Source organism: Rhodovulum adriaticum, assembly GCF_004345735.1.
GTDB classification, from domain to species: Bacteria; Pseudomonadota; Alphaproteobacteria; order Rhodobacterales; family Rhodobacteraceae; genus Rhodovulum; species Rhodovulum adriaticum.
Genome location: NZ_SLXL01000015.1, coordinates 1 through 22,653, shown reverse-complemented (window position 1 = coordinate 22,653; position 22,653 = coordinate 1). Strand labels below are relative to the sequence as shown.

The 22,653-nt window shown below is 65.9% G+C and carries 28 protein-coding genes, 1 tRNA gene and 1 riboswitch; of the genes, 11 read left to right on the top strand and 18 right to left on the bottom strand.

Annotation, left to right across the window (positions count from 1 at the left end):
* Nucleotides 1-31: 31 nt before the first annotated feature.
* From EV656_RS14645 to miaB, 14 genes are all read right to left on the bottom strand, one after another.
* A complete protein-coding gene (locus EV656_RS14645; protein ID WP_132605424.1) occupies nucleotides 32-265 on the bottom strand; it encodes a hypothetical protein in 234 nt (77 codons plus the stop codon).
* A 362-nt stretch (nucleotides 266-627) separates the two neighbouring features.
* A complete protein-coding gene (cmk, locus tag EV656_RS14640) occupies nucleotides 628-1,236 on the bottom strand; it encodes a (d)CMP kinase (RefSeq protein ID WP_132605422.1) in 609 nt (202 codons plus the stop codon).
* Nucleotides 1,233-1,637, bottom strand: a complete 405-nt coding sequence (locus EV656_RS14635; RefSeq protein ID WP_132605420.1) for a GFA family protein — start codon at nucleotides 1,635-1,637, stop codon at nucleotides 1,233-1,235. The genes cmk and EV656_RS14635 overlap by 4 nt, the downstream gene beginning before the upstream one ends.
* On the bottom strand, nucleotides 1,628-2,986 hold the full coding sequence (gene aroA / locus EV656_RS14630) for a 3-phosphoshikimate 1-carboxyvinyltransferase (protein ID WP_132605418.1): 1,359 nt from the start codon (nucleotides 2,984-2,986) through the stop codon (nucleotides 1,628-1,630). Before aroA ends, EV656_RS14635 begins: the two co-directional genes overlap by 10 nt.
* Nucleotides 2,987-3,128: 142 nt before the next feature.
* The gene (gene trmB, locus EV656_RS14625; protein ID WP_132605417.1) at nucleotides 3,129-3,845 is read right to left on the bottom strand and encodes a tRNA (guanine(46)-N(7))-methyltransferase TrmB; all 717 of its coding nucleotides are present in this window, start codon (nucleotides 3,843-3,845) and stop codon (nucleotides 3,129-3,131) included.
* A gap of 40 nt (nucleotides 3,846-3,885) precedes the next feature.
* Complete coding sequence (locus EV656_RS14620) at nucleotides 3,886-4,335, bottom strand: DMT family transporter (protein ID WP_132605415.1); 450 nt, start codon at nucleotides 4,333-4,335, stop codon at nucleotides 3,886-3,888.
* Between the two features lie 162 nt (nucleotides 4,336-4,497).
* Nucleotides 4,498-5,664, bottom strand: coding sequence for a methionine adenosyltransferase (metK, locus tag EV656_RS14615; RefSeq protein ID WP_132605413.1), 1,167 nt, complete (start codon nucleotides 5,662-5,664; stop codon nucleotides 4,498-4,500).
* Between the two features lie 7 nt (nucleotides 5,665-5,671).
* Nucleotides 5,672-5,721, bottom strand: a riboswitch (SAM-SAH riboswitch).
* A gap of 41 nt (nucleotides 5,722-5,762) precedes the next feature.
* A complete protein-coding gene (gene lnt, locus EV656_RS14610) occupies nucleotides 5,763-7,289 on the bottom strand; it encodes an apolipoprotein N-acyltransferase (protein WP_243695713.1) in 1,527 nt (508 codons plus the stop codon).
* A complete protein-coding gene (locus EV656_RS14605; protein ID WP_132605411.1) occupies nucleotides 7,282-8,172 on the bottom strand; it encodes a hemolysin family protein in 891 nt (296 codons plus the stop codon). The genes lnt and EV656_RS14605 overlap by 8 nt, the downstream gene beginning before the upstream one ends.
* A gap of 24 nt (nucleotides 8,173-8,196) precedes the next feature.
* Nucleotides 8,197-8,712 (bottom strand): rRNA maturation RNase YbeY, encoded by a 516-nt coding sequence (gene ybeY, locus EV656_RS14600; RefSeq protein WP_132605409.1) that lies wholly within the window; start codon nucleotides 8,710-8,712, stop codon nucleotides 8,197-8,199.
* An 18-nt stretch (nucleotides 8,713-8,730) separates the two neighbouring features.
* Nucleotides 8,731-9,747, bottom strand: a complete 1,017-nt coding sequence (locus EV656_RS14595; RefSeq protein WP_132605407.1) for a PhoH family protein — start codon at nucleotides 9,745-9,747, stop codon at nucleotides 8,731-8,733.
* A gap of 153 nt (nucleotides 9,748-9,900) precedes the next feature.
* Complete coding sequence (locus tag EV656_RS14590) at nucleotides 9,901-10,200, bottom strand: hypothetical protein (RefSeq protein ID WP_132605405.1); 300 nt, start codon at nucleotides 10,198-10,200, stop codon at nucleotides 9,901-9,903.
* Between the two features lie 13 nt (nucleotides 10,201-10,213).
* Nucleotides 10,214-10,738, bottom strand: a complete 525-nt coding sequence (locus EV656_RS14585) for an OmpA family protein (protein WP_425057190.1) — start codon at nucleotides 10,736-10,738, stop codon at nucleotides 10,214-10,216.
* Between the two features lie 290 nt (nucleotides 10,739-11,028).
* Nucleotides 11,029-12,351 carry a tRNA (N6-isopentenyl adenosine(37)-C2)-methylthiotransferase MiaB gene (miaB, locus tag EV656_RS14580; RefSeq protein WP_132605403.1) on the bottom strand — a complete coding sequence of 441 codons (1,323 nt, stop codon included), beginning with the start codon at nucleotides 12,349-12,351 and terminating at the stop codon, nucleotides 11,029-11,031.
* Between the two features lie 130 nt (nucleotides 12,352-12,481).
* On the opposite strand from miaB, the gene EV656_RS14575 reads away from it, so the two are divergent.
* Complete coding sequence (locus EV656_RS14575) at nucleotides 12,482-13,357, top strand: hypothetical protein (RefSeq protein WP_132605401.1); 876 nt, start codon at nucleotides 12,482-12,484, stop codon at nucleotides 13,355-13,357.
* A gap of 10 nt (nucleotides 13,358-13,367) precedes the next feature.
* Nucleotides 13,368-13,961, top strand: coding sequence for a DUF2238 domain-containing protein (locus tag EV656_RS14570; RefSeq protein ID WP_132605399.1), 594 nt, complete (start codon nucleotides 13,368-13,370; stop codon nucleotides 13,959-13,961).
* 11 nt (nucleotides 13,962-13,972) lie between these two features.
* Here EV656_RS14570 and irrA read toward each other — a convergent pair whose 3' ends face one another.
* The gene (gene irrA, locus EV656_RS14565; protein ID WP_132605397.1) at nucleotides 13,973-14,416 is read right to left on the bottom strand and encodes an iron response transcriptional regulator IrrA; all 444 of its coding nucleotides are present in this window, start codon (nucleotides 14,414-14,416) and stop codon (nucleotides 13,973-13,975) included.
* A 175-nt stretch (nucleotides 14,417-14,591) separates the two neighbouring features.
* Between irrA and fabA the strand changes: the two genes are divergently transcribed.
* The 5 genes from fabA to EV656_RS14540 all read left to right on the top strand — a co-directional run bounded on the left by fabA (nucleotide 14,592) and on the right by EV656_RS14540 (nucleotide 17,657).
* A complete protein-coding gene (fabA, locus tag EV656_RS14560; protein ID WP_132605395.1) occupies nucleotides 14,592-15,101 on the top strand; it encodes a bifunctional 3-hydroxydecanoyl-ACP dehydratase/trans-2-decenoyl-ACP isomerase in 510 nt (169 codons plus the stop codon).
* A gap of 20 nt (nucleotides 15,102-15,121) precedes the next feature.
* Nucleotides 15,122-16,351: a beta-ketoacyl-ACP synthase I gene (gene fabB, locus EV656_RS14555; RefSeq protein WP_132605394.1), complete on the top strand. Its 1,230-nt coding sequence runs from the start codon at nucleotides 15,122-15,124 to the stop codon at nucleotides 16,349-16,351.
* Between the two features lie 6 nt (nucleotides 16,352-16,357).
* Nucleotides 16,358-17,146, top strand: coding sequence for an enoyl-ACP reductase FabI (locus EV656_RS14550; RefSeq protein WP_132605392.1), 789 nt, complete (start codon nucleotides 16,358-16,360; stop codon nucleotides 17,144-17,146).
* A gap of 80 nt (nucleotides 17,147-17,226) precedes the next feature.
* The gene (locus EV656_RS14545) at nucleotides 17,227-17,538 is read left to right on the top strand and encodes an ETC complex I subunit (protein ID WP_132605390.1); all 312 of its coding nucleotides are present in this window, start codon (nucleotides 17,227-17,229) and stop codon (nucleotides 17,536-17,538) included.
* Nucleotides 17,539-17,580: 42 nt separating this feature from the next.
* Nucleotides 17,581-17,657 (top strand) — tRNA-Arg (locus tag EV656_RS14540).
* Nucleotides 17,658-17,925: 268 nt separating this feature from the next.
* On the opposite strand, the gene EV656_RS14535 is transcribed toward EV656_RS14540, so the two are convergent.
* From EV656_RS14535 to EV656_RS14525, 3 genes are all read right to left on the bottom strand, one after another.
* Nucleotides 17,926-18,201: a hypothetical protein gene (locus EV656_RS14535; RefSeq protein ID WP_132605388.1), complete on the bottom strand. Its 276-nt coding sequence runs from the start codon at nucleotides 18,199-18,201 to the stop codon at nucleotides 17,926-17,928.
* A gap of 375 nt (nucleotides 18,202-18,576) precedes the next feature.
* The gene (locus tag EV656_RS14530; RefSeq protein WP_132605386.1) at nucleotides 18,577-18,864 is read right to left on the bottom strand and encodes a hypothetical protein; all 288 of its coding nucleotides are present in this window, start codon (nucleotides 18,862-18,864) and stop codon (nucleotides 18,577-18,579) included.
* 75 nt (nucleotides 18,865-18,939) lie between these two features.
* Nucleotides 18,940-19,194: a hypothetical protein gene (locus EV656_RS14525; protein WP_132605384.1), complete on the bottom strand. Its 255-nt coding sequence runs from the start codon at nucleotides 19,192-19,194 to the stop codon at nucleotides 18,940-18,942.
* 417 nt (nucleotides 19,195-19,611) lie between these two features.
* Here EV656_RS14525 and EV656_RS14520 point away from each other — a divergent pair, with 417 nt between their 5' ends.
* The 4 genes from EV656_RS14520 (at nucleotide 19,612) to EV656_RS14505 (ending at nucleotide 22,565) form a co-directional block, all read left to right on the top strand.
* Nucleotides 19,612-20,178, top strand: coding sequence for a recombinase family protein (locus EV656_RS14520; RefSeq protein ID WP_132605382.1), 567 nt, complete (start codon nucleotides 19,612-19,614; stop codon nucleotides 20,176-20,178).
* 428 nt (nucleotides 20,179-20,606) lie between these two features.
* Nucleotides 20,607-20,921 carry a hypothetical protein gene (locus EV656_RS14515; RefSeq protein WP_132605380.1) on the top strand — a complete coding sequence of 105 codons (315 nt, stop codon included), beginning with the start codon at nucleotides 20,607-20,609 and terminating at the stop codon, nucleotides 20,919-20,921.
* Nucleotides 20,922-21,340: 419 nt separating this feature from the next.
* Complete coding sequence (locus EV656_RS14510; RefSeq protein WP_132605378.1) at nucleotides 21,341-22,267, top strand: hypothetical protein; 927 nt, start codon at nucleotides 21,341-21,343, stop codon at nucleotides 22,265-22,267.
* A 10-nt stretch (nucleotides 22,268-22,277) separates the two neighbouring features.
* Complete coding sequence (locus tag EV656_RS14505; protein WP_132605376.1) at nucleotides 22,278-22,565, top strand: hypothetical protein; 288 nt, start codon at nucleotides 22,278-22,280, stop codon at nucleotides 22,563-22,565.
* The last annotated feature ends 88 nt before the right edge of the window (nucleotides 22,566-22,653 follow it).

Genomic DNA, 22,653 nt, shown 5'->3' with positions numbered 1-22,653 from the left:
CCCGCCCGGCGCGGCCCGGGCGGGGTCCTGCCTAAAGCCACGGCGGCGGACCGCGGCGCCGCTGGGGCAGGGGCGGCAGCCCGATATCCTGCCGCAAATGGTTGCTGAGCAGGTGAAGCCGGGTATCCCCCGGCCGCCCCCGCCCGTCCAGAATGGCGGCCACCGCCACGCCCAGCACGCGCCAGGCGCCGTGCTGTTCGATGACGATGGCGATGGGTATTGGCGGTTCGATCCGGCCCGCCCGCCGGTCTGCGATGCTGTTCATGTTTCGTTTCACAGGCCCCGTTCCCGAGACACTGCGCCCTGTGCTGAAATGGTGAGAGTCCAGACGGGAAACGCGCGTGCGCTTACGGTCGGGACGGTGGCTGGTCGGAAGGGGTGACGGCGGGGGCCTGACGGGTCAGGCCGGGCAGATCATCGCCGCGAAAAAGTTCGCCACGATACCTGGAAGCCGACACATTGGCCGAAACGCGATACGGGGGCGTGATGGGTGATATGCATGTCACGCCTCCTGTGTGTTGCGTGTTTCGGACGCCGACCTGATGTCACGGATCGGGCGAGTCGCACAGCCCCACCGGGGCAAAGGTCCAGCGTTGGGGTTTTCCGGCAACAGCGGGCCGCAAGGGGTCAGCCGCGCCGTTCCTCGATCGCGGCCACCGCTGCGGCCACAGCCTCGTCGATCGACATCTGCGAGGTATCCAGCACCACCGCGTCCTTGGCCGGTTTCAGCGGTGCGGCGGCCCGCTCGCTGTCGCGGCGGTCGCGTTCTTGCATCTCGGCCAGCACCTCGTCGAACGTGGTTTCGACGCCCTTTTCCGCCAATTCGCGGTAGCGGCGTTCGGCCCGCACGGTGTCGGATGCGGTCACGAACAGTTTGACCGGCGCGTCGGGGCAGATCACCGTTCCGATATCGCGCCCGTCCAACACCGCCCCCCCGGCACGCGCGGCAAAGGCGCGCTGGAAATCCAGCAGGGCAGCGCGCACCTCGGGGATCGGGGCCACCTTGCTGGCGGCCTGGGAAACGGCCGGGCTGCGCAGGTCGTCGCGTTCCAGGCTGGCCGGGTCCAGGGTCTGGGCGGCCTCGACCGGGTCCAGCCCGTCCAGCATGCGCGCCCCCACCGCGCGATACAAAAGGCCCGTGTCCAGATGGGCAAAGCCGAAATGCGCGGCCACCGCGCGGCTGATCGTGCCCTTGCCCGCTGCGGCGGGTCCGTCGATGGCAACCGTAAAGCTCATGACACCTGCGTCGTCAGTTCCGGGTCCGCCCCGTCGGCGCGCGGCAGGGGGCCCTCGATTTCGTAATAGGCGCCCTTGTCGGCGCAAAAGATATGGCCCGCAAGCCGAACGCCCGGATCGCCATCAAGCGTGCCGGCAAAGATGGACAGATGCGTGCCCGGCCCATCCCAGAACAGGTTTGACCCGCAGACCGGGCAGAACCCGCGCCGCGCCGCGGGCGAAGAACGATACCAGTTCACCTGTCCCGCGATTTCCACGCTGTCGCGCGGGGCGGATGTGGCGGCGACGTGGTGGCCGCTGGTCTTGCGGCACTGGGTGCAATGGCAGGCGATCACCGGGCGCAGGGGGCCGTTCACGCGGTAGCGCACCGCGCCGCACAGGCAACTGCCGGTCACACGCACCGTTCTGCCCCGTCGAAGGTCGCGCCCAGCCGTTCCATCAGCGGTTCGAACACCGGGAAAGACGTGGCGATCGGCCCGGCATCGTCCACGGTGACGGGCGCCTGTGCGGCCAGCCCCGCAACCAGGAACGACATGGCGATGCGGTGATCCAGATGGGTGGCGCAGGTGGCCCCGCCCGGCAGGCCGCCCGGCCCCATGCCGTGCACGGTCATCCAGTCCGCACCGGTTTCGACCCGCGCCCCGCAGGCAGTCAGTCCGTCCGCCATGGCGGCGATGCGGTCGCTTTCCTTGACGCGTAATTCCTTGATCCCGCGCATCACGGTCGGCCCCTGGGCAAAGGCCGCGACGACCGACAGGATCGGGTATTCGTCGATCATGCTGGGCGCGCGCTCGGGCGGAACCTCTATGCCGCGCATGTCGGGCGAGAAGCGGGCGCGCAGGTCGGCCACCGGCTCGCCGCCCTCTTCGCGCTCATTCTCATAGGTCAGGCCGGCGCCCATTTCGCGCAGGGTGGTGAACAGCCCCGCGCGGGTGGGGTTCAGCCCGATGCCGGGTACCAGTACGTCCGATCCCTCGACGATCAGGGCGGCGCAGACCGGGAAGGCGGCAGAGCTGGGATCGCGCGGCACGGCGATGGTTTGCGGGGTCAGTTCCGGCTGGCCGGTCAGGGTGATGATGCGGCCTTCGTCGCTGTCCTCTACCCGGATTTCGGCGCCGAAACCGGCCAGCATGCGTTCGGTATGATCGCGCGTCGCCTCGCGCTCGATCACCACGGTTTCGCCCGGCGCGTTCAGGCCGGCCAGCAGCACCGCTGATTTCACCTGGGCCGAGGGCACCGGCACGGAATAGCGCACCGGAACCGGCTGCGCCGCGCCGACGATCGTCATCGGCAGCCGCCCGCCCGCGCGGCCCACCGCCTGTGCCCCGAACAGCGCCAGCGGGTCGGTGACGCGCCCCATCGGACGTTTGCGCAGCGAGGCATCGCCGGTAAAGGTCGCGGTGATCGGGCAGGTCGCCATCGCCCCCATGATCAGCCGCACGCCGGTGCCGGAATTGCCGCAATCGATCACGTCCGCAGGCTCGGCAAAGCCGCCCACGCCCACACCTTGGACCGTCCATTCGCCGGGGCCGTGATGGGTGACCTCTGCCCCCATGGCGCGCATCGCGTGGGCGGTATCCAGCACGTCCTGCCCCTCCAGCAGGCCGGTGATCCGGGTTTCGCCGACGCTGAGCGCGCCCAGGATCAGCGCGCGGTGGCTGATCGATTTGTCGCCGGGCACCTCTGCCGTGCCGCTCAGCGCAGCGCCCCGGCGGGCGGTCATCGGGATCGGGTCGCCATGGACGGACATGGGGCGCATCCTTTCACGTCATCTGCACCGGCGGGGTAGCGCATGCGCGGGCTGCGGTCCAGCGCCAAGCCCCCTGCGGGGTGCCCGGTCGCGCGGTCGGGATTTGGGTATTTTCACCAAGAAGAAGGGGGACGGTGCGCCCCTATCGGCGGCGGAAGGTCAGGTAATGGGGCGTGCGTCCCTCGCGCAGGGCCTTTTGTTCGTAGCGGGTGGAAATCCAGTCGTCCCAGGGCGTGCGCCAGTCGGCGGGGCGTTCGGCCAGCCAGTCGAAGCCGGCGCGCGGCACCTCTATCAGCGCCTGGCGGACATAGTCGGGGATGTCGGTGGCCACCCGCAGGATCGCGCCGGGTTTCATCGCGCGGGCCAGCGGGTCCAAGTGTTCGGGCGTGACGAAGCGGCGGCGGTGGTGTTTCTTTTTCGGCCAGGGGTCGGGGTAGAGCAGGAAGGCCCGCGACAGGCTGGCCGCGGGCAGCACGTCGAAGAGGTCGCGCGCATCGCCCGGGTGGACGGCGACGTTGTCCACCCCCGCCGCGCGGATCTTGCCCAGCAGCATGGCGACGCCGTTGATGAACGGCTCGCACCCGATGATCGCCGCATCCGGGTTCAGGCTGGCCTGGTGCACCATGTGTTCCCCGCCGCCAAAGCCGATTTCCAGCCAGATCTCGCGCCCGTTGCCGAAGCGGGCGTCCAGGTCCAGCGGTTGGCGGTCGGGGTTGTCGTCCCAGTCTACCGGGCCGGGGGACAGCCGGGCCAGGTCCTGGTCGAGGTAGCCGCGCTGGCTGTCGCGCAGGGTCTTGCCGTGGCGGCGGCCGTAGAAATTGCGCCAGGCGCGGCGGGGCTGATCGGTGCTGTCGCTCATGGGGCGCGGCCTTAGGCCCGGTCTGCGCGGCGGTCAACCCTCAGCCGCGCTGGATCAGGAAAAGCCCCAGCACCATGAACCCGATCCCCGAGGCCCGCATTGCCGTCAGGGGGCGGATGGCCGCACCGAACAATCCGAACTGGTCGATCGCCGCGGCCGAGATCATTTGCCCCAACAGCACCACGAAGATCGCGTTGCCCACGCCAAAGCGTGGCGCGACATAGGTGATCGACAGGACGTAGAAGGCCACCAAAAGCCCGGCAAGGAACAGGTGCTTGGGCTGGCCGGGCAGCCGGGCCAGCCCGTCCGCCCCACCCGTCGCAACCATCGTGGCCGCCGCCCCGGTCAGGGCGACGCAGAACAGCACGACCGCTGCCGCCGCCGGTGAACCGATGCGTGCGCCAAGCTGCGCGTTCAGCGCGGCGAGAACGGGTATGCCGCTCCCGGCCGCCAGCATCAGTGCCGCGTGGCGCAAGGTTTCCCCGCTCATCCCGTCCTCCCGTGTTCTCCCTCGGGGTAGAACGGTAAACGAGTGGCGGTGGGGCACAAGCGCCCGGTGCGTTCGCGAGACCGGCGGCCGGATGGCAAAGGGGGCGCGCACCGTCAGGTACGCGCCCCCGCCAAGCGTCGGGCCCTGGCCCGGCGCCGTGGTTCAGACGTTGGCCTTCAACTCGGCGGCCAAGTCGGTGCGTTCCCAGCTGAAGCCGCCATCGGCCTCGGGCGCGCGGCCGAAATGGCCATAGGCGGCGGTGCGCGCGTAGATCGGGCGATTCAGCGCCAGGTGTTCGCGGATGCCGCGCGGGGTCAGGTCCATGACCTTGGCCACGGCCTGTTCGATCACCCCTTCGGGAACCTTGCCGGTGCCGTAGGTGTCGACATAGATCGACAGCGGCTTGGCCACGCCGATGGCGTAGGACAGTTGCAGCGTGCAGCGGTCGGCCAGTTCGGCCGCAACGATGTTCTTGGCCAGGTACCGTGCCGCATAGGCGGCCGAGCGGTCCACCTTGGTCGGATCCTTGCCGGAGAACGCGCCGCCGCCATGGGGGGCCGCGCCGCCATAGGTATCCACGATGATCTTGCGGCCCGTCAGACCCGCATCGCCGTCAGGGCCGCCGATCACGAAGGTGCCGGTCGGGTTGACGTGCCATTCGGTCCCGTCATGGATCCAGCCGTCGGGCAGCACCTCGCGGATATAGGGTTCCACGATCTGGCGGATGTCGTCCGAGGTCTGGCTTTCGCTGGCGTGCTGGGTGGACAGCACGATGGAGTCGACCGCCACCGGCTTGCCGTGTTCGTAGCGCACGGTCAGCTGCGATTTTGCGTCCGGGCGCAGGGTGGGTTCGGCGCCGGATTTGCGGGCCTCGGTCAGGCGGCGCAGGATCGCGTGGGAATACTGGATCGGCGCGGGCATCAGTTCGGGCGTTTCGTTCGTGGCATAGCCGAACATGATGCCCTGGTCGCCGGCGCCGTCCTTGTCGACGCCTTGCGCGATATGGGCCGACTGTTCGTGCAGGAAGTTCAGCACATGGCAGGTGTTCCAGTGGAACTGTTCCTGTTCGTAGCCGATATCCTTGATGCAATCGCGGGCGATCTCGGCGATGCGGCCCATGTAATTCTTCAGCTTGTCCTGGTCCGACAGCCCCACCTCGCCGCCGATCACGACCATGCCGGTCGTGGCGAAGGTCTCGCAGGCGACGCGGGCGTTGGCCTCTTCGGCGAGGAAGGCATCCAGGATCGCGTCGGAAATGCGGTCGCAGACCTTGTCGGGGTGGCCCTCCGAAACGGATTCGGAGGTGAAGACGTAGTTTTCGCGGGTCATGTGAAGGTGCTCCGTTATGAATATCCCCGCCACGCCAGGAAGCCGTTGTAGCGGTTCAAGTTTAATGGCTTACGCCCGACACAGCCGGGAATCAATCGCTATTTCCGGGCCCGGCGTGCGACGAATCCAGCAAGCGCTGCCAGCAGCAGCGCAGCGATCGGCCAATCGCCGGTTCTGGCATAGGGTGTTGCGCTCAGCGCCGGCGGCAGGGGGGCGGTCAGCGCGCCCTCGGTGTGCAGCGGCAGGCTGTGGGTGATGCGGCCCATCGGGTCGATCACTGCCGAAACGCCGGTATTGGCCGCGCGCACCATCGGCAGGCCGGTTTCCACCGCGCGCAATTGTGCAAGTGCAAGGTGCTGGTAGGGGCCGGACCGGGTGCCGAACCAGGCGTCGTTGGTGATCTGCACCAGCCAGCCCGGCCGGGTGTCAGTGCGCAGATCCTGGGGAAACACCGCCTCGTAGCAGATCAGCGGCAGGGCTTGGCCAAGATGCGGGCCAAGGTTCAGCACGCGGGGGCCGGGGCCGGGGGCGTAGCCATAGACATCGTTCGCGGCCAGCCCCTTGATCCCGAAACGGCCCAGGATATGGCCCAGCGGGATATATTCGCCAAAGGGCACCAGATGGTGCTTGTCGTAAAGCTGCGTCACGCGCCCGCCCGCCCCGATGACGGCCAGGCTGTTATGGGTGCGCGGCCCGTCGCGGCGCTGGATGCCCAGCATGACCGGCGGCCCGTCCGCCGCCAGGGCGATCGTGGCCAGCGCGCCGTCGGCGTGGTTCAGCAGGTAGGGGACAGAGGTTTCGGGCCAGACGATCAGGTCGGGCACCGGGACGCCGGGCGCGGCGGTGTAACCGATCAGCCGTTCCCAGAAGACGGGCACCATGTCGCGCCGCCATTTCAGGTGCTGCGCCGCGTTGGGCTGGACCAGGCGGATCTGCGGGGCCTCGGGTCGTGGGGGCAGGGGCGTGTCCAGTCGGGCCGCGCCCCACAGCGCCACCCCGCCCAGCAGGGCCGCGCCCAGCCCCGCGCCCAGCATCCGACCGGGGCCATGGGGCAGGGCAAAGGGCAGTGCCACGGCCAGCGCTGTGACCAGCGTCAGCCCGTATTGCCCGGTCAGCGCGGCCAGTTGCACCGGCGCGGTGCCGATCCAGATATGGCCCGCCAGCGCCCAGGGAAAGCCGGTCAGAACATAGCCGCGCGCCAGTTCCACCGCCGCCAGCGCAAGGGCAAAGGCCAGCGCGCGCCCGCGCGGCCCGCGCCCGGCCCAGCCCGCGAACGCCCCCGCCGCCATCCAGAACAGCGCCAGCCCCCCGGCCATGCCCGCCAGCGCAAAGGGGGCCATCCAGCCATGGGTGCGGATATCGACAAGGAAGGGTTCGACGATCCAGGACAGGGCCAGCGCGAAATGCCCCGCCCCCCCGGCCCAGGCCAGCCGGGCCGCCTGTCCGGGGCCATCCGCGCGCGAGATCAGAAAGGTCAGCCCCGTCAGCCCCGCCAGGGCCAGCGGACACAGCCCATAGGGCGCCTGCCCAAGGGCCAGCGCTACGCCCAGGCCAATGGCGGTTGCCATCTGCACGCCGCGCCGCTGCCACAGACGGGTCAGCCGCGCCTGCATGGGGTCAAGCATCGCCCTGATCGGGCAGCGTGACGCGCAGCCGCTTGATCCGGCGCGGGTCGGCATCGATGACCTCGAATTCCACCCCGTCGCGGTGGCGGATGACCTCGCCGCGCACGGGCACCCGGCCGATCATCATGAACAGCAGCCCGCCCAGCGTGTCGATCTCTTCCTCGTCCTCGGCATCGGCCAGCTTCAGGCCGATCTCGGCCTCGAAATCCTCCAGCGGCGCGCGGGCCTGTACCAGGTAGACGCCGGGCTTCTCAACCGACCACAGGTTGCCCTCGTCGATGTCGTGCTCGTCCTCGATCTCGCCCACGACCTGTTCGATCAGATCCTCGATCGTGACCAGACCGTCGACGCCGCCATATTCGTCGATCACCAGTGCCATATGCATCCGCTGGCTTTGCATCTTTTGCAGCAGCACCCCCAGCGGCATCGAGGGGGGCGCGTACAGCAGCGGGCGGACCATATCCTTCAGCGCGAAGGGCGCGCCCTTGCCGTTGAAGCCGTGCCGCAGCGCGAAATCCTTGAGGTGGATCATCCCCACCGGGGTGTCCAGCGTCCCGTCATAGACCGGCAGCCGGGTCAGGCCCGTTTCGCGGAACACCGCGACCAGATCGTCCTTTTCGATGTCCAGGGGGACGGCCTCGATCTCGGCCTTGGGGACGGCCACGTCCTCGATCCGCATGCGGCGCAGGTTGACGATACCCGGCGGTATGCCGGCCCCGTGGGTGGCATCGCCCCCCGGATTGCCATCAGATTCTGCATCTGACAGGGCCGGGTCAGGCCGTATCGCGGCTACAAGACGGCCCAGCAGGCCGCGGTTTTCGGATTGTTCAGTCTCAAGCGCGCCCTGCGCGGCGCTAGACGATCCGTCGATTTCGTCGCCCATCTCTCCGGTCCAGATGCTTTGGGGTCATGCCCCGTGCTCGCCATATGGGTCGGGCAGGCCCAGCTTTGCAAGTATTTCGACCTCCAGCCCCTCCATCCGTGCGGCATCTTTCGGCCGGATGTGGTCATATCCCAACAGGTGCAGGCAGCCATGCACCACCAGATGGGTGACGTGATCGGCCAATGGCTTGGCCTGTTCGGCGGCCTCGCGCGCGCAGGTGTCATAGGCGATGGCGATGTCGCCCAGTTCCAGCGCCATGCCGGGCAGCGGGGGCGTGGGCTGGATAGGGGCGCCGCCATCTGCGTCTGGCGCCAGCTCCTCGGCCGGCCAGGACAGGACATTGGTGGGGCCGGGCTTGTCGCGGAATTCGGCGTTCAGGTCCGCGATGCGGGCGTCGTCACAGGCCAGTAGCGCAATCTCGCAGGTCTCGGGGGGCAGGCCCAGATGGTCCAGCGTGGCGCGCGCGGCGCTTTCGGCCAGATCGGGCAGGCCCAGGGCGTCCCAGCGGGCATCCTCGCTCAGCGTGTCGACAAGGGGCATCAAGGGTCCGTTTCGCGGCTAGGCGTTGGCGTCGGCCGCATCATAGGCTTGGATGATCCGGGCCACCAGCGGGTGGCGCACCACGTCCTTGGCGGTGAAGTAGTTGAAGGAAATGCCCTCGACATCGCCCAACAGCCGTTCCGCATCGGCCAGCCCGCTGGCCACGCCGCGCGGCAGGTCCACCTGGGACCGGTCGCCGGTGATGACCATGCGCGACCCTTCGCCAAGGCGCGTCAGGAACATCTTCATCTGCATCGTGGTGGCGTTCTGTGCCTCGTCCAGCACGACGAAGGCATTGGCCAGCGTGCGCCCCCGCATGAAGGCCAGCGGCGCGATCTCGATCCGCTTTTCCTCCATCAGCTTGGCCAATTGCTTGCCCGGCAGGAAATCGTGCAGCGCGTCATATAGCGGCTGCATGTAGGGGTCGACCTTTTCCTTCATGTCGCCGGGCAGAAAACCCAGCCTTTCGCCCGCCTCTACCGCCGGGCGGGACAGGATGATCCGGTCCACATGACCGCCGATGAACATGTTCACCGCCACCGCGACGGCCAGGTAGGTCTTGCCGGTGCCGGCCGGGCCGATGCCAAAGGCCAGTTCGTTTTCGAACAGCGACCGGACATAGGCGCGCTGTGCCTCGGTCCGCGGTTCGATCAGCTTCTTGCGGGTGTGGATTTCAACGCGCCCGCCCTGGAACATCTCCAGCTGGTCGCCGTCGCGGGCGCCTGTGCCGTCGGCGGAATCGCCCAGGCGGATCGCCCCGTCGATATCGCCAGCGTCGACCTCTTTGCCGCTTTCAAGCCGTGCGTAAAGTTGCCCCAGAACATCGGCGGCCTGTCCGCGCGCAGGCCCTTCGCCGATGACGGACAGCTGATTGCCGCGGCGCAGGATGTGCACCCCCAGCTTGTGCTCGATCTGGGCAAGGTTGCGGTCGAACTCGCCGCACAGGTCGATCAAAAGGCGGTTGTCGGCAAATTCCAGGCGGGTTTCCGACTGGTCCGCATCGCTTTGCGGAGGGGACAGCGCGCTGAGGGGCAAGAGCGACTCCGTCTGTGAGAATTACCCAGATATGGTGCCAACGGCCCGGCTATACCGCAAGCATTCGGTGTAATGTTTCATGGGTTTGATACAAAAATGACCGCCAGGCCGGGGCCTGGCGGTCGAAACACGGGCGCGTGGCGCCGCATTCCGTCAGATCGGGTCGCCGACGCGCGTGCCCGATTTGTAGGGGCCGATGGCGGTATTGGGCGGCGCGATGCCCGAGCAGACCGGCTTGCCATACTTGTCCAGCCGCGCCGACAAGTACCCCTCGATCCCGTCGTCGATGATCCAGTGTTCGCAGCCGTTGGGATCGACCCAGATGCCCGCGCGCAACTGGCTGAGATCCTTGGCGTCGACGAAACGGTCCACCGTCTTGTCGACCTTGTTGTCGACGCACCCCGCGACCGAGGCGGCGAGCGCGGCAATCGCGATGACCTTGAGCTTGTTCATGGTGCTCGCTCCCTCAGCGAAGGCAGGTGATTTCGACGCGGCGGTTCTGCTGCATGCCCGCCGCGGTTCGGTTGGTGGCGACCGGCATGCGTTCGCCATAGCCGCGCACGTCGGAAATGCGGGCGCCCATCTGCCTGGCCACCTGGGCCACGGCGTTGGCGCGGCGCGTGGACAGGGCCATGTTGTATTCGTCGCTGGCGCGGCTGTCGGTGTGCCCCGAGATGATGAAGGCCCGCGCCTTGGTGGTGCGGAAGAAGTCCTGCAACCGCGCCCGGCCGGCGGTGGTGATATGCGCGCTGTCGGTGGCGAACAGCTGATCCGCATTGATTACGCCGCAGGTGTTGCCACGGCGGCAGACCGGGATGCCTTGCCGGGTCACGTGCGGGGTCATGTACCCCTCCCAGCCGTCATCCATAACCCAGTGTTCGCAGCCATCGGGATCGACCCAGATGGTGGGCACGTAGCGTTCGCCCTGGATCACCCGCTGTTGCGCCGCGGCCGGTTCCGCCGCGATCAGCGCAACGGCCCCGACGGCCAGCAGGCCGATCCCAAGTGCGCGCCGGACCCTGAAAAATTTACTAGAAATCACAGCTTTGCCCCCAGACCTTGGTCGCGGCCCCCCGATGCCCAAGGCGGTTATCGGTCACCGCGTACCCGGAAGCTTAGCAAATCTGCCGGTCTTGTGAACAAGCTTTTCCAACGTATTGGGGTGAATTGGGAAACAATAGTCTGCCAGATGCGGGATTGTGGCCGCCTACGGCATGGCGCCGCGCGCGGGCGGCCTTTCGCGCTGGACGTGTGGCCTGATAGCGACAGCCCCGCTGCGGGTCAGGCCAGTTCGCCGCCCAGCGAATTGGGTGCGGCCTTGACGATGCGCACGGGGGCGATCCGGCCCACCAGCTCGGCCGGGGCGTCCACGTGGACCGCCTGCAGGTGATCCGACTTGCCGACCAGCTGGCCGGGCATCCGGCCCGGTTTTTCGAACAGCACGCCGACGGTGCGGCCGACCATCGCCTGCTGTGCCGCCTCTTGCTGGGCGTTCAGCAGGGCCTGCAACCGGGCCAGCCGTTCGGATTTCACGTCCTCGGGCAGTTGGTCATGCTCGGCGGCGGGGGTGCCGGGGCGGGGCGAATACTTGAAGGAGTAGCACTGGCCGTAACCAACCGTGCGCACCAGGGACATCGTATCCTCGAAATCCGCGTCCGTTTCGCCGGGGAAACCGACGATTAAGTCGCCCGAAAGCAGGATATCGGGCCGTGCGGCGCGGATGCGGTCGATCAGGCGCAGATACTCTTCTGCCGTGTGTTTGCGGTTCATCGCCTTGAGGATGCGGTCGCTGCCCGACTGAACCGGCAGGTGCAGATAGGGCATCAATTCCGGGCAATCGCCATGGGCGGCGATCAGGTCGTCCTCCATGTCGTTGGGATGCGAGGTGGTGTAGCGCAGCCGTTCCAGCCCCTCGATCCGGGCCAGTTCCCGGATCAGCCGCGCCAGACCCCAATCGGCGCCATCCGGCCCGACCCCGTGATAGGCGTTAACGTTCTGGCCCAGCAGCGTGATCTCGGCCACGCCGCGATCCACCAGTGCGCGGGCCTCGTCCAGAATGCGGGCTGCGGGGCGGCTGACCTCGGCCCCGCGGGTATAGGGCACCACGCAGAAGGCGCAGAACTTGTCGCAGCCCTCCTGCACGGTCAGAAAGGCGGTGGGACCGCGCTGTGCCTTGGGGCGGGCGCCCAGACGGTCAAACTTGTCCTCTTCGGGGAAATCGGTGTCCAGCGCCTTGGCTCCGCTGCGCGCGCGGGCCTCAAGCTCGGGCAGGCGGTGATAGCTTTGCGGGCCGACGACCAGGTCCACCAGCGGCTGACGGCGCAGGATCTCTTCGCCCTCGGCCTGGGCGACGCAGCCGGCGACGCCGATCTTGAGGTCGGGATTGCCCGCCTTCAGCCCCTTCAGCCGGCCCAGTTCGGAATAGACTTTTTCGGCGGCCTTTTCGCGGATGTGGCAGGTGTTCAGCAGGATCATGTCTGCGTCTTCGGGGGCGTCGGTGGGCACGTAGCCCGACGCGCCCAGGGCCTCGGCCATGCGTTCGCTGTCATAGACGTTCATCTGACAGCCATAGGTCTTGATATATAGCTTCTTGGGCTGGGTCATGGCGCTGCCGTGCTGTCCGGGGTCTGGGCCGTGTCCCTACACAATGCGTCCGGCTGCCGCAACGCTTGCATCCACCGCCCAATTGTCAGAGCCTTCTTTGCGCAGGCGATAGATACGGGAGAGTGGGCGAATGTCAGGGCAGCGCTATGGCGGGCTGGACGCGTTCCTGGCAGGCGGGCGCGCGGCGCTGGACAAGGGGCCGGTCGCGCTGATCATGGCCGAGGACGGGGTCGAACTGGACACCACCATCCGCCACCATGCGCAACTGGGGTTCAGCGCCATCGTCTGCTTTGCCCCGCCGGCGCTGGACCTGCCCGAGGGGATCGCAACCAACGTCTTTCGGGTTGATTACGACCTGCGCGCCGAGAATGCCGTGCCCCGGGCGGTGAACCGCCTGATCGCGGCGGCGCCGGGGCTGTGGTTCTATTACTGCTACAACGCGGAATATCTGTTCTACCCGTTCTGCGAGACCCGCACCGTGGGCGAAATGCTGGCCTTCCACACCGAAGAGCGGCGCGACGCGATGGTGGCCTATGTGGTGGACCTGTATGCCGAGGATCTGTCGCGCTTTCCCGAGGCGGTGTCGCTGGAAACGGCGATGATCGACAAGGCAGGCTATTACGCGCTGGCCCGACCCGACCCGGACACCGGCCATCCCAAGGAACGGCAACTGGATTTCTTCGGCGGGCTGCGCTGGCGATTCGAAGAGCATGTACCAAAGGCGGGTCGCCGGATCGACCGGGTCGCGCTGTTCCGTGCCCAGCCGGGGCTGGAGATGAAGGCCGGGCACCTGTTCAATATCGAGGAATACAATACCTACGCCTGCCCCTGGCACCACAACCTGACGGCGGCGATCTGTTCGTTCCGTGCGGCAAAGGCGCTGCGGGGGAATGCCGGCTCGCGCTTTGATATCCACGATTTCAGGTGGCACAACTCGATCCCGTTCGAATGGACCTCGCAGCAATTGCTGGATCTGGGCCTGATGGAGCCGGGGCAATGGTTCTGAGGAGGCCGGGATGAGGATCGAGCGTCGGGAATGGGCGGTGTTCTGGTTCACTGCGGCCTATGTGGCGGGCTTTGCGGTCTGGTTCATCGCGCGCGGCAACCTGGAATTCATCTGGTATGTGCTGACCATGCTGGCGGTGATCGGCCTGGTGGCGCGCGGGCTGCGCAAGGCGGAATTCCCCGCGCCGCTGCTTTGGGCGCTCAGCCTGTGGGGGCTGGCGCATATGGCCGGCGGCGGGGTCACCGTGGGGCAAGGGGTGCTGTATTCCTGGGTGGTCTGGCCGCTGATGGGCAGCGGCGAATTGACGATCCTGAAATACGACCAGGTCGTGCATGCCTACGGGTTCGGCGTGACCGCCTGGCTGCTGTGGCACCTTTTGACGCGCCATTTCCCGGATGCGCGGGGCAGTTGGACGGCGCTGACCTATCCCGCGCTTGGGGCGATGGGGTTGGGTGCGGTGAACGAGATCATAGAGTTCATTGCCGTGCTGGGCCTGCCCGATACCAATGTGGGGGGCTACTACAACACCGGCCTGGATCTGATCTTCAATGCAACAGGGGCGATGATCGCGGTCACGATCATCGCCCTGAGTCGGCGGAACTGAAAAGGCTGGACCTAGCTGGCCCTGCGCAGGCGGATCACCACGTCCACCTTGGAAATCTCGGCGCCAGCGGGCGGGTTCGGCAGGCGGGCGATTTCCAGTTCGTTCGAGGGGGCGTCAGTCAGTTTCCCGTCGCCTTCCCAGAAGAAATGGGGGTGGTCGTCGACGCGCGTGTCGAAATAGCTCTTGGTGCCGTCGACCATGACCTCTTGCATGAGGCCCGCATCGCAGAAGGCGCGCAGGGTGTTGTATACGGTCGCGAGCGAGACCTTCTCGCCGCTCGCGCAAGAGGCCGCATAAAGACTTTCGGCCGTGACGTGGCGGTCCTTGCCGTCGCCGATCAGCAGGGCGGCGAGGCTGACACGCTGACGCGTCGGGCGCAAACCGGCCTTGGACAGCCAGCGACTGCTGCGCTCGAGCGCCTCGGGTTGATCGGGGGTAAGGTTGAAATGTGTCATGCTTGATATATGGGGATTCGCCCCTCGGAATTCAAATAATTTTAAACCCAATCGGGCGCCTGGCCCCCAAACTGCGCAGATTTGGCGCAGGCTCCAGCCGCTATTGCCACTCTGCGAGGCTGGGTGATAGACGGGGGGCTGATAAAAAACGCCGATGGAAAGGGGCTGCGCCTGCATGAGTGATTATCCGACAAGCTTCGACCGCGAGGAGCTACTGAAATGCGCGCGGGGCGAACTGTTCGGCCCCGGCAACGCGCAGCTGCCGGAACCGCCCATGCTGATGATGGATCGCATCACCGAGATCAGCGCCGATGGCGGACCGCATGGCAAAGGCCACGTCGTGGCCGAGTTCGATATCAAACCCGATCTTTGGTTTTTTGGCTGTCACTTCCCCGGCAACCCGATCATGCCCGGCTGCCTGGGCCTGGACGGGCTGTGGCAGTTGACCGGCTTCAACCTGGGCTGGCGCGGCTGGCAGGGGCGCGGCTATGCGCTGGGCGTGGGTGAGGTCAAGCTGACCGGGATGGTCCGCCCCGACCGCAAGATGCTGACCTATTACGTCGATTTCACCAAGGCTGTGCAGACCCGCCGGCTGACCATGGGTGTGGCCGATGGCCGGGTCGAAGCCGACGGCGAGACGATCTATCATGTCAAGGACATGAAGGTCGCCCTGTCGGAAAGCTGAACATCAGGAAAGGAGAACCCATGCGCCGCGTCGTCATCACGGGGTTCGGCATCGTCTCTCCCATCGGCAACAACGCCGCCGAGGTCGAGGCCTCCCTGCGCGCCGGGACATCCGGCATCCGGTTCGAACCCGTCTACGCCGAGAATGGCTTTCGCAGCCAGGTGGCGGGCATCCCGCAGATCGACCTGGCCGAGGCCATCGACAAGCGGCAGCTGCGCTTCATGGGGATGGGCGCGGCCTACAATTATATCGCGATGGAACAGGCCATCGCCGATTCCGGTCTGGAAGAGGCGGATGTCTCGAACGAGCGTACCGGCCTGATCATGGGCTCGGGCGGGCCGTCGACCTCGAACTTCTTCACCGCCCATAGCATCGTCAAGGAAAAGGGCAGCCCCAAGCGCATGGGCCCCTTCATGGTGACGCGCTGCATGTCGTCCACCAACTCTGCCTGCCTGGCGACGCCGTTCAAGATCAAGGGGGTGAACTACTCGATCACCTCGGCCTGTTCGACCAGTGCGCATTGTATCGGCAACGGCACCGAGCTGATTCAGATGGGCAAGCAGGACATCGTCTTTGCCGGCGGCGGCGAAGAGGTGGACTGGACCCTGTCCTGCCTGTTCGATGCGATGAACGCGATGTCGTCGAAATACAACGACACGCCCGAAACCGCCTCGCGCCCCTTCGACGCCACGCGCGACGGGTTCGTGATCGCCGGCGGCGGCGGGACGGTCGTGCTGGAGGAACTGGAACACGCCAAGGCCCGCGGTGCCAAGATCCATGCCGAGGTGACCGGCTACGGCGCCACGTCCGACGGCTATGATATGGTGGCACCGTCCGGCGAGGGCGGCGAACGCTCGATGAAGCTGGCGCTGGCCACCCTGCCCGAGGGGCGCAAGGTCGATTACATCAACGCCCACGGCACCTCGACCGTCGCGGGCGACGTGACCGAGGTGAAGGCCGTGCGCAACGTCTTTGGCGACGGCCAGGCGCCTGTGATCGGCTCGACCAAGTCGCTGACCGGCCATTCCCTGGGCGCCACCGGCGTACACGAGGCGATCTATTCGCTTATCATGATGCAGAAAGGCTTTGTCGCCGCATCTGCCAACATCACCGAACTCGACCCCGAAATCCGGCCCGAAGAGATCGTTACCGAACTGCGTGAGGGCGTGGAAATCGACAGCGTGCTGTCCAACAGCTTCGGCTTTGGCGGCACCAATGCCTCCCTCGTTCTCAGCAAGTATCACGGATGATGTCCCATGCCTGAGTTGATGAAAGGAAAGCGCGGCCTTGTCATGGGGGTCGCCAACGACCGCTCGATCGCCTGGGGCATTGCCAAGGCCCTGGCCGACGAGGGGGCCGAGCTGGCCTTTTCCCATCAGGGCGAAAATTTCGGCAAGCGCGTCCAGCCGCTGGCCGAAAGCGTGGGGTCCAACCTTTTGGTCGATGTGGACGTGACAGACGACGCGTCGCTGGAACAGGCGTTCGGCCGGCTGGAGCAGGAATGGGGGACGCTCGATTTCCTCGTTCACGCGATCGCCTATTCCGACAAGAACGAGCTGACCGGCCGTTTCATCAACACCACACGGGACAATTTCAAGAACAGCCTGGCGATTTCCTGCTACTCGCTGATCGACGTGGCCCGCCGCGCGCAACCGCTGATGCCGAACGGCGGCACGATCCTGACCCTGACCTACCAGGGGTCGAACCGTGTCACGCCGTTCTACAACGTGATGGGCGTGGCCAAGGCGGCGCTGGAATCGACCGTGCGCTATCTGGCCTCTGACCTGGGCCCCGAGGGGATCCGCGTGAACGCCATTTCGCCCGGCCCGATGAAGACGCTGGCCGGCGCCGCGATCAGTGGCGGGCGCAAGACCTTTCGCCACACCGAAAGCAACGCGCCGCTGCGCCAGAACGCGACGCTGGAATGCATCGGCGGCACCGCCGTCTACCTGGCCTCGGATCACGGGGCCTGCACCACCGGTGAGATCATCACCGTGGACGGTGGCTATCACGTCCTGGGCATGCCGCGCTTCGAGAATATCTGAGGCGCGGGGCACCGCTCTTGATCCGGCCGCAACGCGGCCCCAAAAAAAACCAGGATGATTTCCTGGGAGGAGACCACCACATGCGCGCCCGCATCTACCAGCCCTCGAAAACCGCCATGCAGTCCGGCCAGGCCAAGACCCATCACTGGGTGCTGGAATTCGCCCCCGCCGAGGCCCGCGAACTGGACCCGCTGATGGGCTGGACCGGGTCTTCGGATACCCAAACGCAGGTGCGTCTGAAATTCGACAGCCGCGAGGCCGCGCTGGATTATGCCCGCCGCCACGGGATCGAGGCCGTGGTGCTGCGCCCCCGCCCGCGCAAGCATAACGTCCGCCCCGCGGGCTATGCCGAGAATTTCGCCACCAACCGCCGCGGCGCCTGGACCCACTGAACGCTTGCGCAACACGGCCCCGGCAGGCAAAACGCCCCCAGGGGCCCCTTAGCTCAGCTGGATAGAGCAGCCGACTTCTAATCGGCAGGTCGAGGGTTCGAATCCTTCAGGGGCCGCCATTTCCGCTGAATGGGGTAACGCTGCCCTTTTTCGTCGGGGGGGCGTTTAAGGCCGGGGCCGTGCCGGGTCAGGCGGTATTTTCCGGCGCGGACCTGACCGAAACCGCCTTGATTGCCGTGCCGCTCTACACCGTCACCGCGTCGCATCGTGCCCGCACACTAGAAGTTTGCCGCAGCACCTACGCAGTCGCCGCCTGACGATCCTTCCCTTAAGTGCCAAGGGCAACTGCCGTCCCTACGGGGGCGGCTTTTTCTGCGATGGCCTAAATCAAAGGATCGAAATGAATTGGAGGACACCGCCTAAAATCGACAGTCCAAACCCCAAGATCAACAGCCAGAGTTTCTGAGCGTTTTCAATCCACTTTGAAGTTCCGCCCGCAAGAACCACATCGCCGGTTGGCTTAGCTAACTCCTTGAAGTTGCGGTCGTGCATCGTCGCAACCTCGCCCAACGCTTTTAGTATGCCCGTAACCCGCCAAGCGAGCAGGACTGATCCTGCAACCGAACAAACCGCCGCAATGCCACGTAGCGTAGTATCGTCCATGAAAACACCCTTCTTTGGAACATACCTCAATTGGCCCCCGAACTTCAGGCGAAGCAATCGCCAGCGGCTTAGAACGGATTGCGCGCCAAGCCGTAGGTAAGGCGACATGTGGTCACGTCTTCGTGAGCGAAGGCGGGGCCGAACCGCCCTTGCCAACCAACGCTAAAGCGATAGTAGGTTGTTAGTAGGATTGGCTTCACGCCAATTTCCCCAATAAAATCAAGGGTGATTGGCTCCGGCGGTAGGGCTGGCGGGACCAAACCCAACGTGGTCTCACTGGCCTCAAACGCCTTTATATCAACGCTTTGCGCGACATGCGCTTCAACCCGGATGCCCGGCGTGTGTGCCGGACGTGGTGGATTTGTGTGCTTGAAACTACTGGCTTTCCTCGGCTTCTGGCAAGAGGTCTTCGCTGCGTCGGGCAACTGACCTGCTGATTTCGGTCAAGATGCCCATGACAAGGGCGCAAAAAAGCACGACATATCCTTGGCTGATGAACGCCTTTGCCTGTGCAGACGCTTTTTGTGCTGTGTCTATGGGAAGTATATCTGCAGCCACCGACGCTGTTTGATTTATTTGAATTTCGTATCCTTGGATCACGATGAGGAAGCCCACAACGGCTCCAATCCATGCGACAATCCGTCCGACCCTCGTAAAAAACATCGTCGCTCCTTCAACTTTTCTATCGCCGGTTTATTCCACTCCGAAACGTTCTGGAAGGAATAACAAGGCTGGAGGTTATTCCTCGTCTGCATCCCTGGGCGCGATTGCCGCTATGGAACCGCTGATCTCCGCCAACATGCCCACCACAGCACCGATCAAGAGCACCTTTAGGCCCTCGTCAATTGCCTCGCCGGTGGTGTCTGTCCCAAGATACCTAGGTGCCATTGCTTGATCTCCCAAGATCGCCATTGCGAAGCCGAGAACTGCGTGAGAGCCGCCAAGCAAGACCATCAACCAAGCGATGGCCTTTGCCGTCTTCGTGAAGAACACTGTCAATCTCCGTTTCTGCCGACTTCGCTTTCTATGCGGTCAAGCGCACCACTGGAAAGCCCATTCGAAAATCGTAGAAAAATCTCAGGCCCCGAACTCGACGGTTGATGCTCCGCGCGTCCCCCCGTGGGGGGTGGCGTTCTCGGTGTAGCTGGCCGGGCATGTCGCCCAAGCACTGCGCCCCCGGTCTCTGAGGCCCACCCACCAGCCCCCGGAACTCCCGCGCGACACTCGCACCGGACCACCTTCGCGCCACGCTCGCGCTGCCTCCTTCTGTCTCACAGGGCTTGCCCTAGTGAGTCGTCTCGGGCTGCCCGGAAAGCTGTCCCAATGGAATGGCCTTGACATTCTGAGACACAACGGCCTATCACGTTTTAGACCTTGTGAGACACATTACGAGACGCAGGAGGCGAGACGATGCTTGTGGGATATGCGCGCACCTCGACGCTGGACCAGACAGCGGGCCTGGAGGGGCAGGAGCGGGACTTGAGGGCTGCCGGGTGCGAACGGCTGTTCGTGGAACAGGTCTCATCGGTGGACGTGAAAGAGCGGGCGAAGCTGGCCGAGGCGCTGGCCTATGTCCGCGAGGGTGACACGCTGGTTGTTACCAAGCTGGACCGGCTGGCCCGGTCGGTGGCCCACCTTCTGGACATCCTCGACACCCTGACCGAACGCGGCGCGGCGCTGCGGGTGCTGGACCTGAACCTGGACACCGGGACACCCACGGGGCGGCTGCTTCTCACCGTCCTTGGCGGCATCGCTCAGTTTGAGCGGGAGATCATGCTAGAGCGCCAGCGGGAGGGCATCGCCAAGGCCAAGGCCGCGGGGAAATACAAGGGCCGCAAGCCCACGGCACGGGCGAAGGCGGATGAGGTCTTGAAGCTGCACCGCGAGGGCGTGGGCGGGACCGAGATCGCGCGGCGCGTGGGCATCGGTAGGGCGAGCGTCTACCGGATACTCAACGAGGCCGATGGGGTTGCCTGAGCGGTAGCGGCTGAGCGCCCCGGAGCGAGTCACTGAGCGGGGGTTAGGCTGCCGGGTGGGTTGAGCGCAGGTGGACGCGCTCCCCGCTCATGGCGGCTCTGCGGGGCCGTGGGGCGTGGTAGGGAGATTGTTGGGCAACTCCCGGCCCCCTGCGGTCCTGATGTGTTGCATTTAAGCCACATCGCCTGGCTATCTGTCTTTGTCCACATCGTCCCCGCAAAGGCACCATTCGCTCACCCTTCGCGGCCCCGTTCCAGCCTCCGAGCCGAACGCCTCAACGCAGCCTTCCCAATGGTCTTGTTCCCCGTGTCGGGACTATCTCTCACGCGACCCCAGATGGTCCCTGTATCGCAACCAAATCAATGCTTTACTTGGTCTCGCCGCGCTGCCCTCTTGGCCCTGTTCAACGCACCAAAAGGACAGCACCGATGACCAACACTACCGCCATTCTGGACCACCTCTGCGCCGCCGCTGACATCCTCGACGCCAACGCCCAGCGCCACCACCGCGACTGGCACCCCGACACCCGCGACACCGTGAGAACGCTCAGGAACGCCGCTGACGCCCTCTATCAGGCAGCCGAGGCGGTCAGCACCGGGGCACCGCTGGACGGCCCTGAGACGCGCTTTGCGGTGGCTGTGGCGCTCGCCAAGCTGGCCGAGGCCGGGGTGCTGTCGCAGGAGGTCGTGGACGGCATCGCCGGGGAGGTTTCCGCCGGACTCGGTGCGGCAGAGGTGGCGTAGGCCACAGCGACTCTGAGCGCCCTGCGCGGCTGAGCGGCCCAGACAGCGCCACCTGCGGCCCGCCGCCGCCTTGCCCCTGCCGGAACCCCTTGGTGGCCCTCTACGGGGCTGCTGAGGACTCGTGAACGCCGGTGGCTGCGGTGGTCTTGATCCGCTCAGCAATGCGCTGACACCATGATTAGGGGAGGGAGGGGAGGACGGGGGAGGTGGGCTCCACCTTCGGACCACCTTCGGGGGATTAGGGCCTATCATCGGACAGCAGCCCCCAATGGGTGAAATACATGCTGCCTACACGGGGATGCACGAGGTGCCCGGCTTGGTGCCCGAGTGGTCCCATGTGCTGCCGCGTGAGGTGCCCCCACCTACCGCGTCCCCTCTCTCCAATCATCATCAACAACCCCAGAGGAAAGACCAAGATCATGGCTGACTTCATCGAAATGAACATGTCGGACGCCCCCAGCGCCGACCAACTCGCCCAATGGCAACAAGAGCTTGAGGCGAGGAACCCCAACAGGCCCGATCCGAATGCCGTGAAGGCCGACATCATCATCGCCCAGAAAGGCGAGATCAGGCTGCGTGGCGGGCAGATCGAGTCGCTGACCGACTATCGCGCCAGGACGGCCTATGTCCCCTCGCAACTGCGCCCCGGTCATGTGATGATCCCCGGCTTCGGGGAGACCACGATTGACGCCGCCATTGCCGGTGGTCTGCTGCCCCAGGGCTGGACGCCCGAACAGGGTTTTGAACAGCCCGTCGCGGGGACTGAGAAAGCGAACGCGGCGGGCGACCAGAACGACACCGAGGACAAGGCCGCAAGCCGGACAGAGGCGGAATGGCAAGCCGCCGCCGATCAGGCCGGGCAAATCCTGCAAGGCGCGGATCAGGCCCTCGGCTCCCATGTCGTGGACCGCGCCCTTCACGATGCCGCCGACCACGGGGAAATCCCCACCGCTGAGGGGATGCCCGAAGGCGTGACCGAGGAAATGGTCGCCAAGGTCTACGCGGGCTATGTGGCGCAGTCCGAGGCCACCCTGTCCGGGGTCGGAGCCTCCATTGCCACGCTGAGCGAGACCCTGACCGACGAGGAACTGCGGCAAGCCCGCCACGCCGCAATCCAGAACGATGCAGACCACATGAAGGAACTTGGCCGGATCGCTGTCGAGCGACTGGCGAAGATGCCCCAGACGGACCCCGAGGGCTTCCTTGAGATGGTCGAAGGCATGACCCCGGCGGAACGCAAGATGATCCGCCAGGACCGCCTGTCGAAGGAATGGCGCATCACCGTTCCGGGTCATCCCGAGGTGTCGTTCGGCGCAGCCGTGCGCATGGGTCTGGTGCGGGTGTGAGGTGCTGGGGATGAGCGACCCCTACCGCCTCTACAACCTCCAGCCCATCGCCCCGACCACCAAGGACGCAGCCCAGCGCCTCGCCGCTCTGGAACGCCTCTGCGTCACTTGGTGTCTGGCCGGGCGACCCCTCCCGGCCCCTTGTGTGGACCAGCACGGGCGCGACTGTGTGCGCGTCCCGCTGGACCGGGCGGGCAGCCTTCACGTCCTGATGACCGAGGCGCAGTTGCGCGGGCTGCTGAGCGAGGGCGACGGGCTGTGGATGATGCGCTTCGAGAACAACCCCGAGGCGGTCTGAACCGCCCCGGGTTTACCGGAGAGTAAAACACTCAAAGGATGAGCCCTATGACGAAGCAGAGATTCACCCCCGCCTATCCGTCCGAACT

Bases quoted from the DNA above. Each gene is read 5' to 3' on its own strand.
- EV656_RS14645 (WP_132605424.1), bottom strand. From the start codon at position 265: ATGAACAGCATCGCAGACCGGCGGGCGGGCCGGATCGAACCGCCAATA.
- cmk (WP_132605422.1), bottom strand. From the start codon at position 1,236: ATGAGCTTTACGGTTGCCATCGACGGACCCGCCGCAGCGGGCAAGGGC.
- aroA (WP_132605418.1), bottom strand. From the start codon at position 2,986: ATGTCCGTCCATGGCGACCCGATCCCGATGACCGCCCGCCGGGGCGCT.
- trmB (WP_132605417.1), bottom strand. From the start codon at position 3,845: ATGAGCGACAGCACCGATCAGCCCCGCCGCGCCTGGCGCAATTTCTAC.
- EV656_RS14620 (WP_132605415.1), bottom strand. From the start codon at position 4,335: ATGAGCGGGGAAACCTTGCGCCACGCGGCACTGATGCTGGCGGCCGGG.
- metK (WP_132605413.1), bottom strand. From the start codon at position 5,664: ATGACCCGCGAAAACTACGTCTTCACCTCCGAATCCGTTTCGGAGGGC.
- lnt (WP_243695713.1), bottom strand. From the start codon at position 7,289: ATGCTTGACCCCATGCAGGCGCGGCTGACCCGTCTGTGGCAGCGGCGC.
- EV656_RS14605 (WP_132605411.1), bottom strand. From the start codon at position 8,172: ATGGGCGACGAAATCGACGGATCGTCTAGCGCCGCGCAGGGCGCGCTT.
- ybeY (WP_132605409.1), bottom strand. From the start codon at position 8,712: ATGCCCCTTGTCGACACGCTGAGCGAGGATGCCCGCTGGGACGCCCTG.
- EV656_RS14590 (WP_132605405.1), bottom strand. From the start codon at position 10,200: ATGAACAAGCTCAAGGTCATCGCGATTGCCGCGCTCGCCGCCTCGGTC.
- miaB (WP_132605403.1), bottom strand. From the start codon at position 12,351: ATGACCCAGCCCAAGAAGCTATATATCAAGACCTATGGCTGTCAGATG.
- EV656_RS14575 (WP_132605401.1), top strand. From the start codon at position 12,482: ATGTCAGGGCAGCGCTATGGCGGGCTGGACGCGTTCCTGGCAGGCGGG.
- EV656_RS14570 (WP_132605399.1), top strand. From the start codon at position 13,368: ATGAGGATCGAGCGTCGGGAATGGGCGGTGTTCTGGTTCACTGCGGCC.
- irrA (WP_132605397.1), bottom strand. From the start codon at position 14,416: ATGACACATTTCAACCTTACCCCCGATCAACCCGAGGCGCTCGAGCGC.
- fabA (WP_132605395.1), top strand. From the start codon at position 14,592: ATGAGTGATTATCCGACAAGCTTCGACCGCGAGGAGCTACTGAAATGC.
- fabB (WP_132605394.1), top strand. From the start codon at position 15,122: ATGCGCCGCGTCGTCATCACGGGGTTCGGCATCGTCTCTCCCATCGGC.
- EV656_RS14550 (WP_132605392.1), top strand. From the start codon at position 16,358: ATGCCTGAGTTGATGAAAGGAAAGCGCGGCCTTGTCATGGGGGTCGCC.
- EV656_RS14545 (WP_132605390.1), top strand. From the start codon at position 17,227: ATGCGCGCCCGCATCTACCAGCCCTCGAAAACCGCCATGCAGTCCGGC.
- EV656_RS14535 (WP_132605388.1), bottom strand. From the start codon at position 18,201: ATGGACGATACTACGCTACGTGGCATTGCGGCGGTTTGTTCGGTTGCA.
- EV656_RS14530 (WP_132605386.1), bottom strand. From the start codon at position 18,864: ATGTTTTTTACGAGGGTCGGACGGATTGTCGCATGGATTGGAGCCGTT.
- EV656_RS14520 (WP_132605382.1), top strand. From the start codon at position 19,612: ATGCTTGTGGGATATGCGCGCACCTCGACGCTGGACCAGACAGCGGGC.
- EV656_RS14515 (WP_132605380.1), top strand. From the start codon at position 20,607: ATGACCAACACTACCGCCATTCTGGACCACCTCTGCGCCGCCGCTGAC.
- EV656_RS14510 (WP_132605378.1), top strand. From the start codon at position 21,341: ATGGCTGACTTCATCGAAATGAACATGTCGGACGCCCCCAGCGCCGAC.
- EV656_RS14505 (WP_132605376.1), top strand. From the start codon at position 22,278: ATGAGCGACCCCTACCGCCTCTACAACCTCCAGCCCATCGCCCCGACC.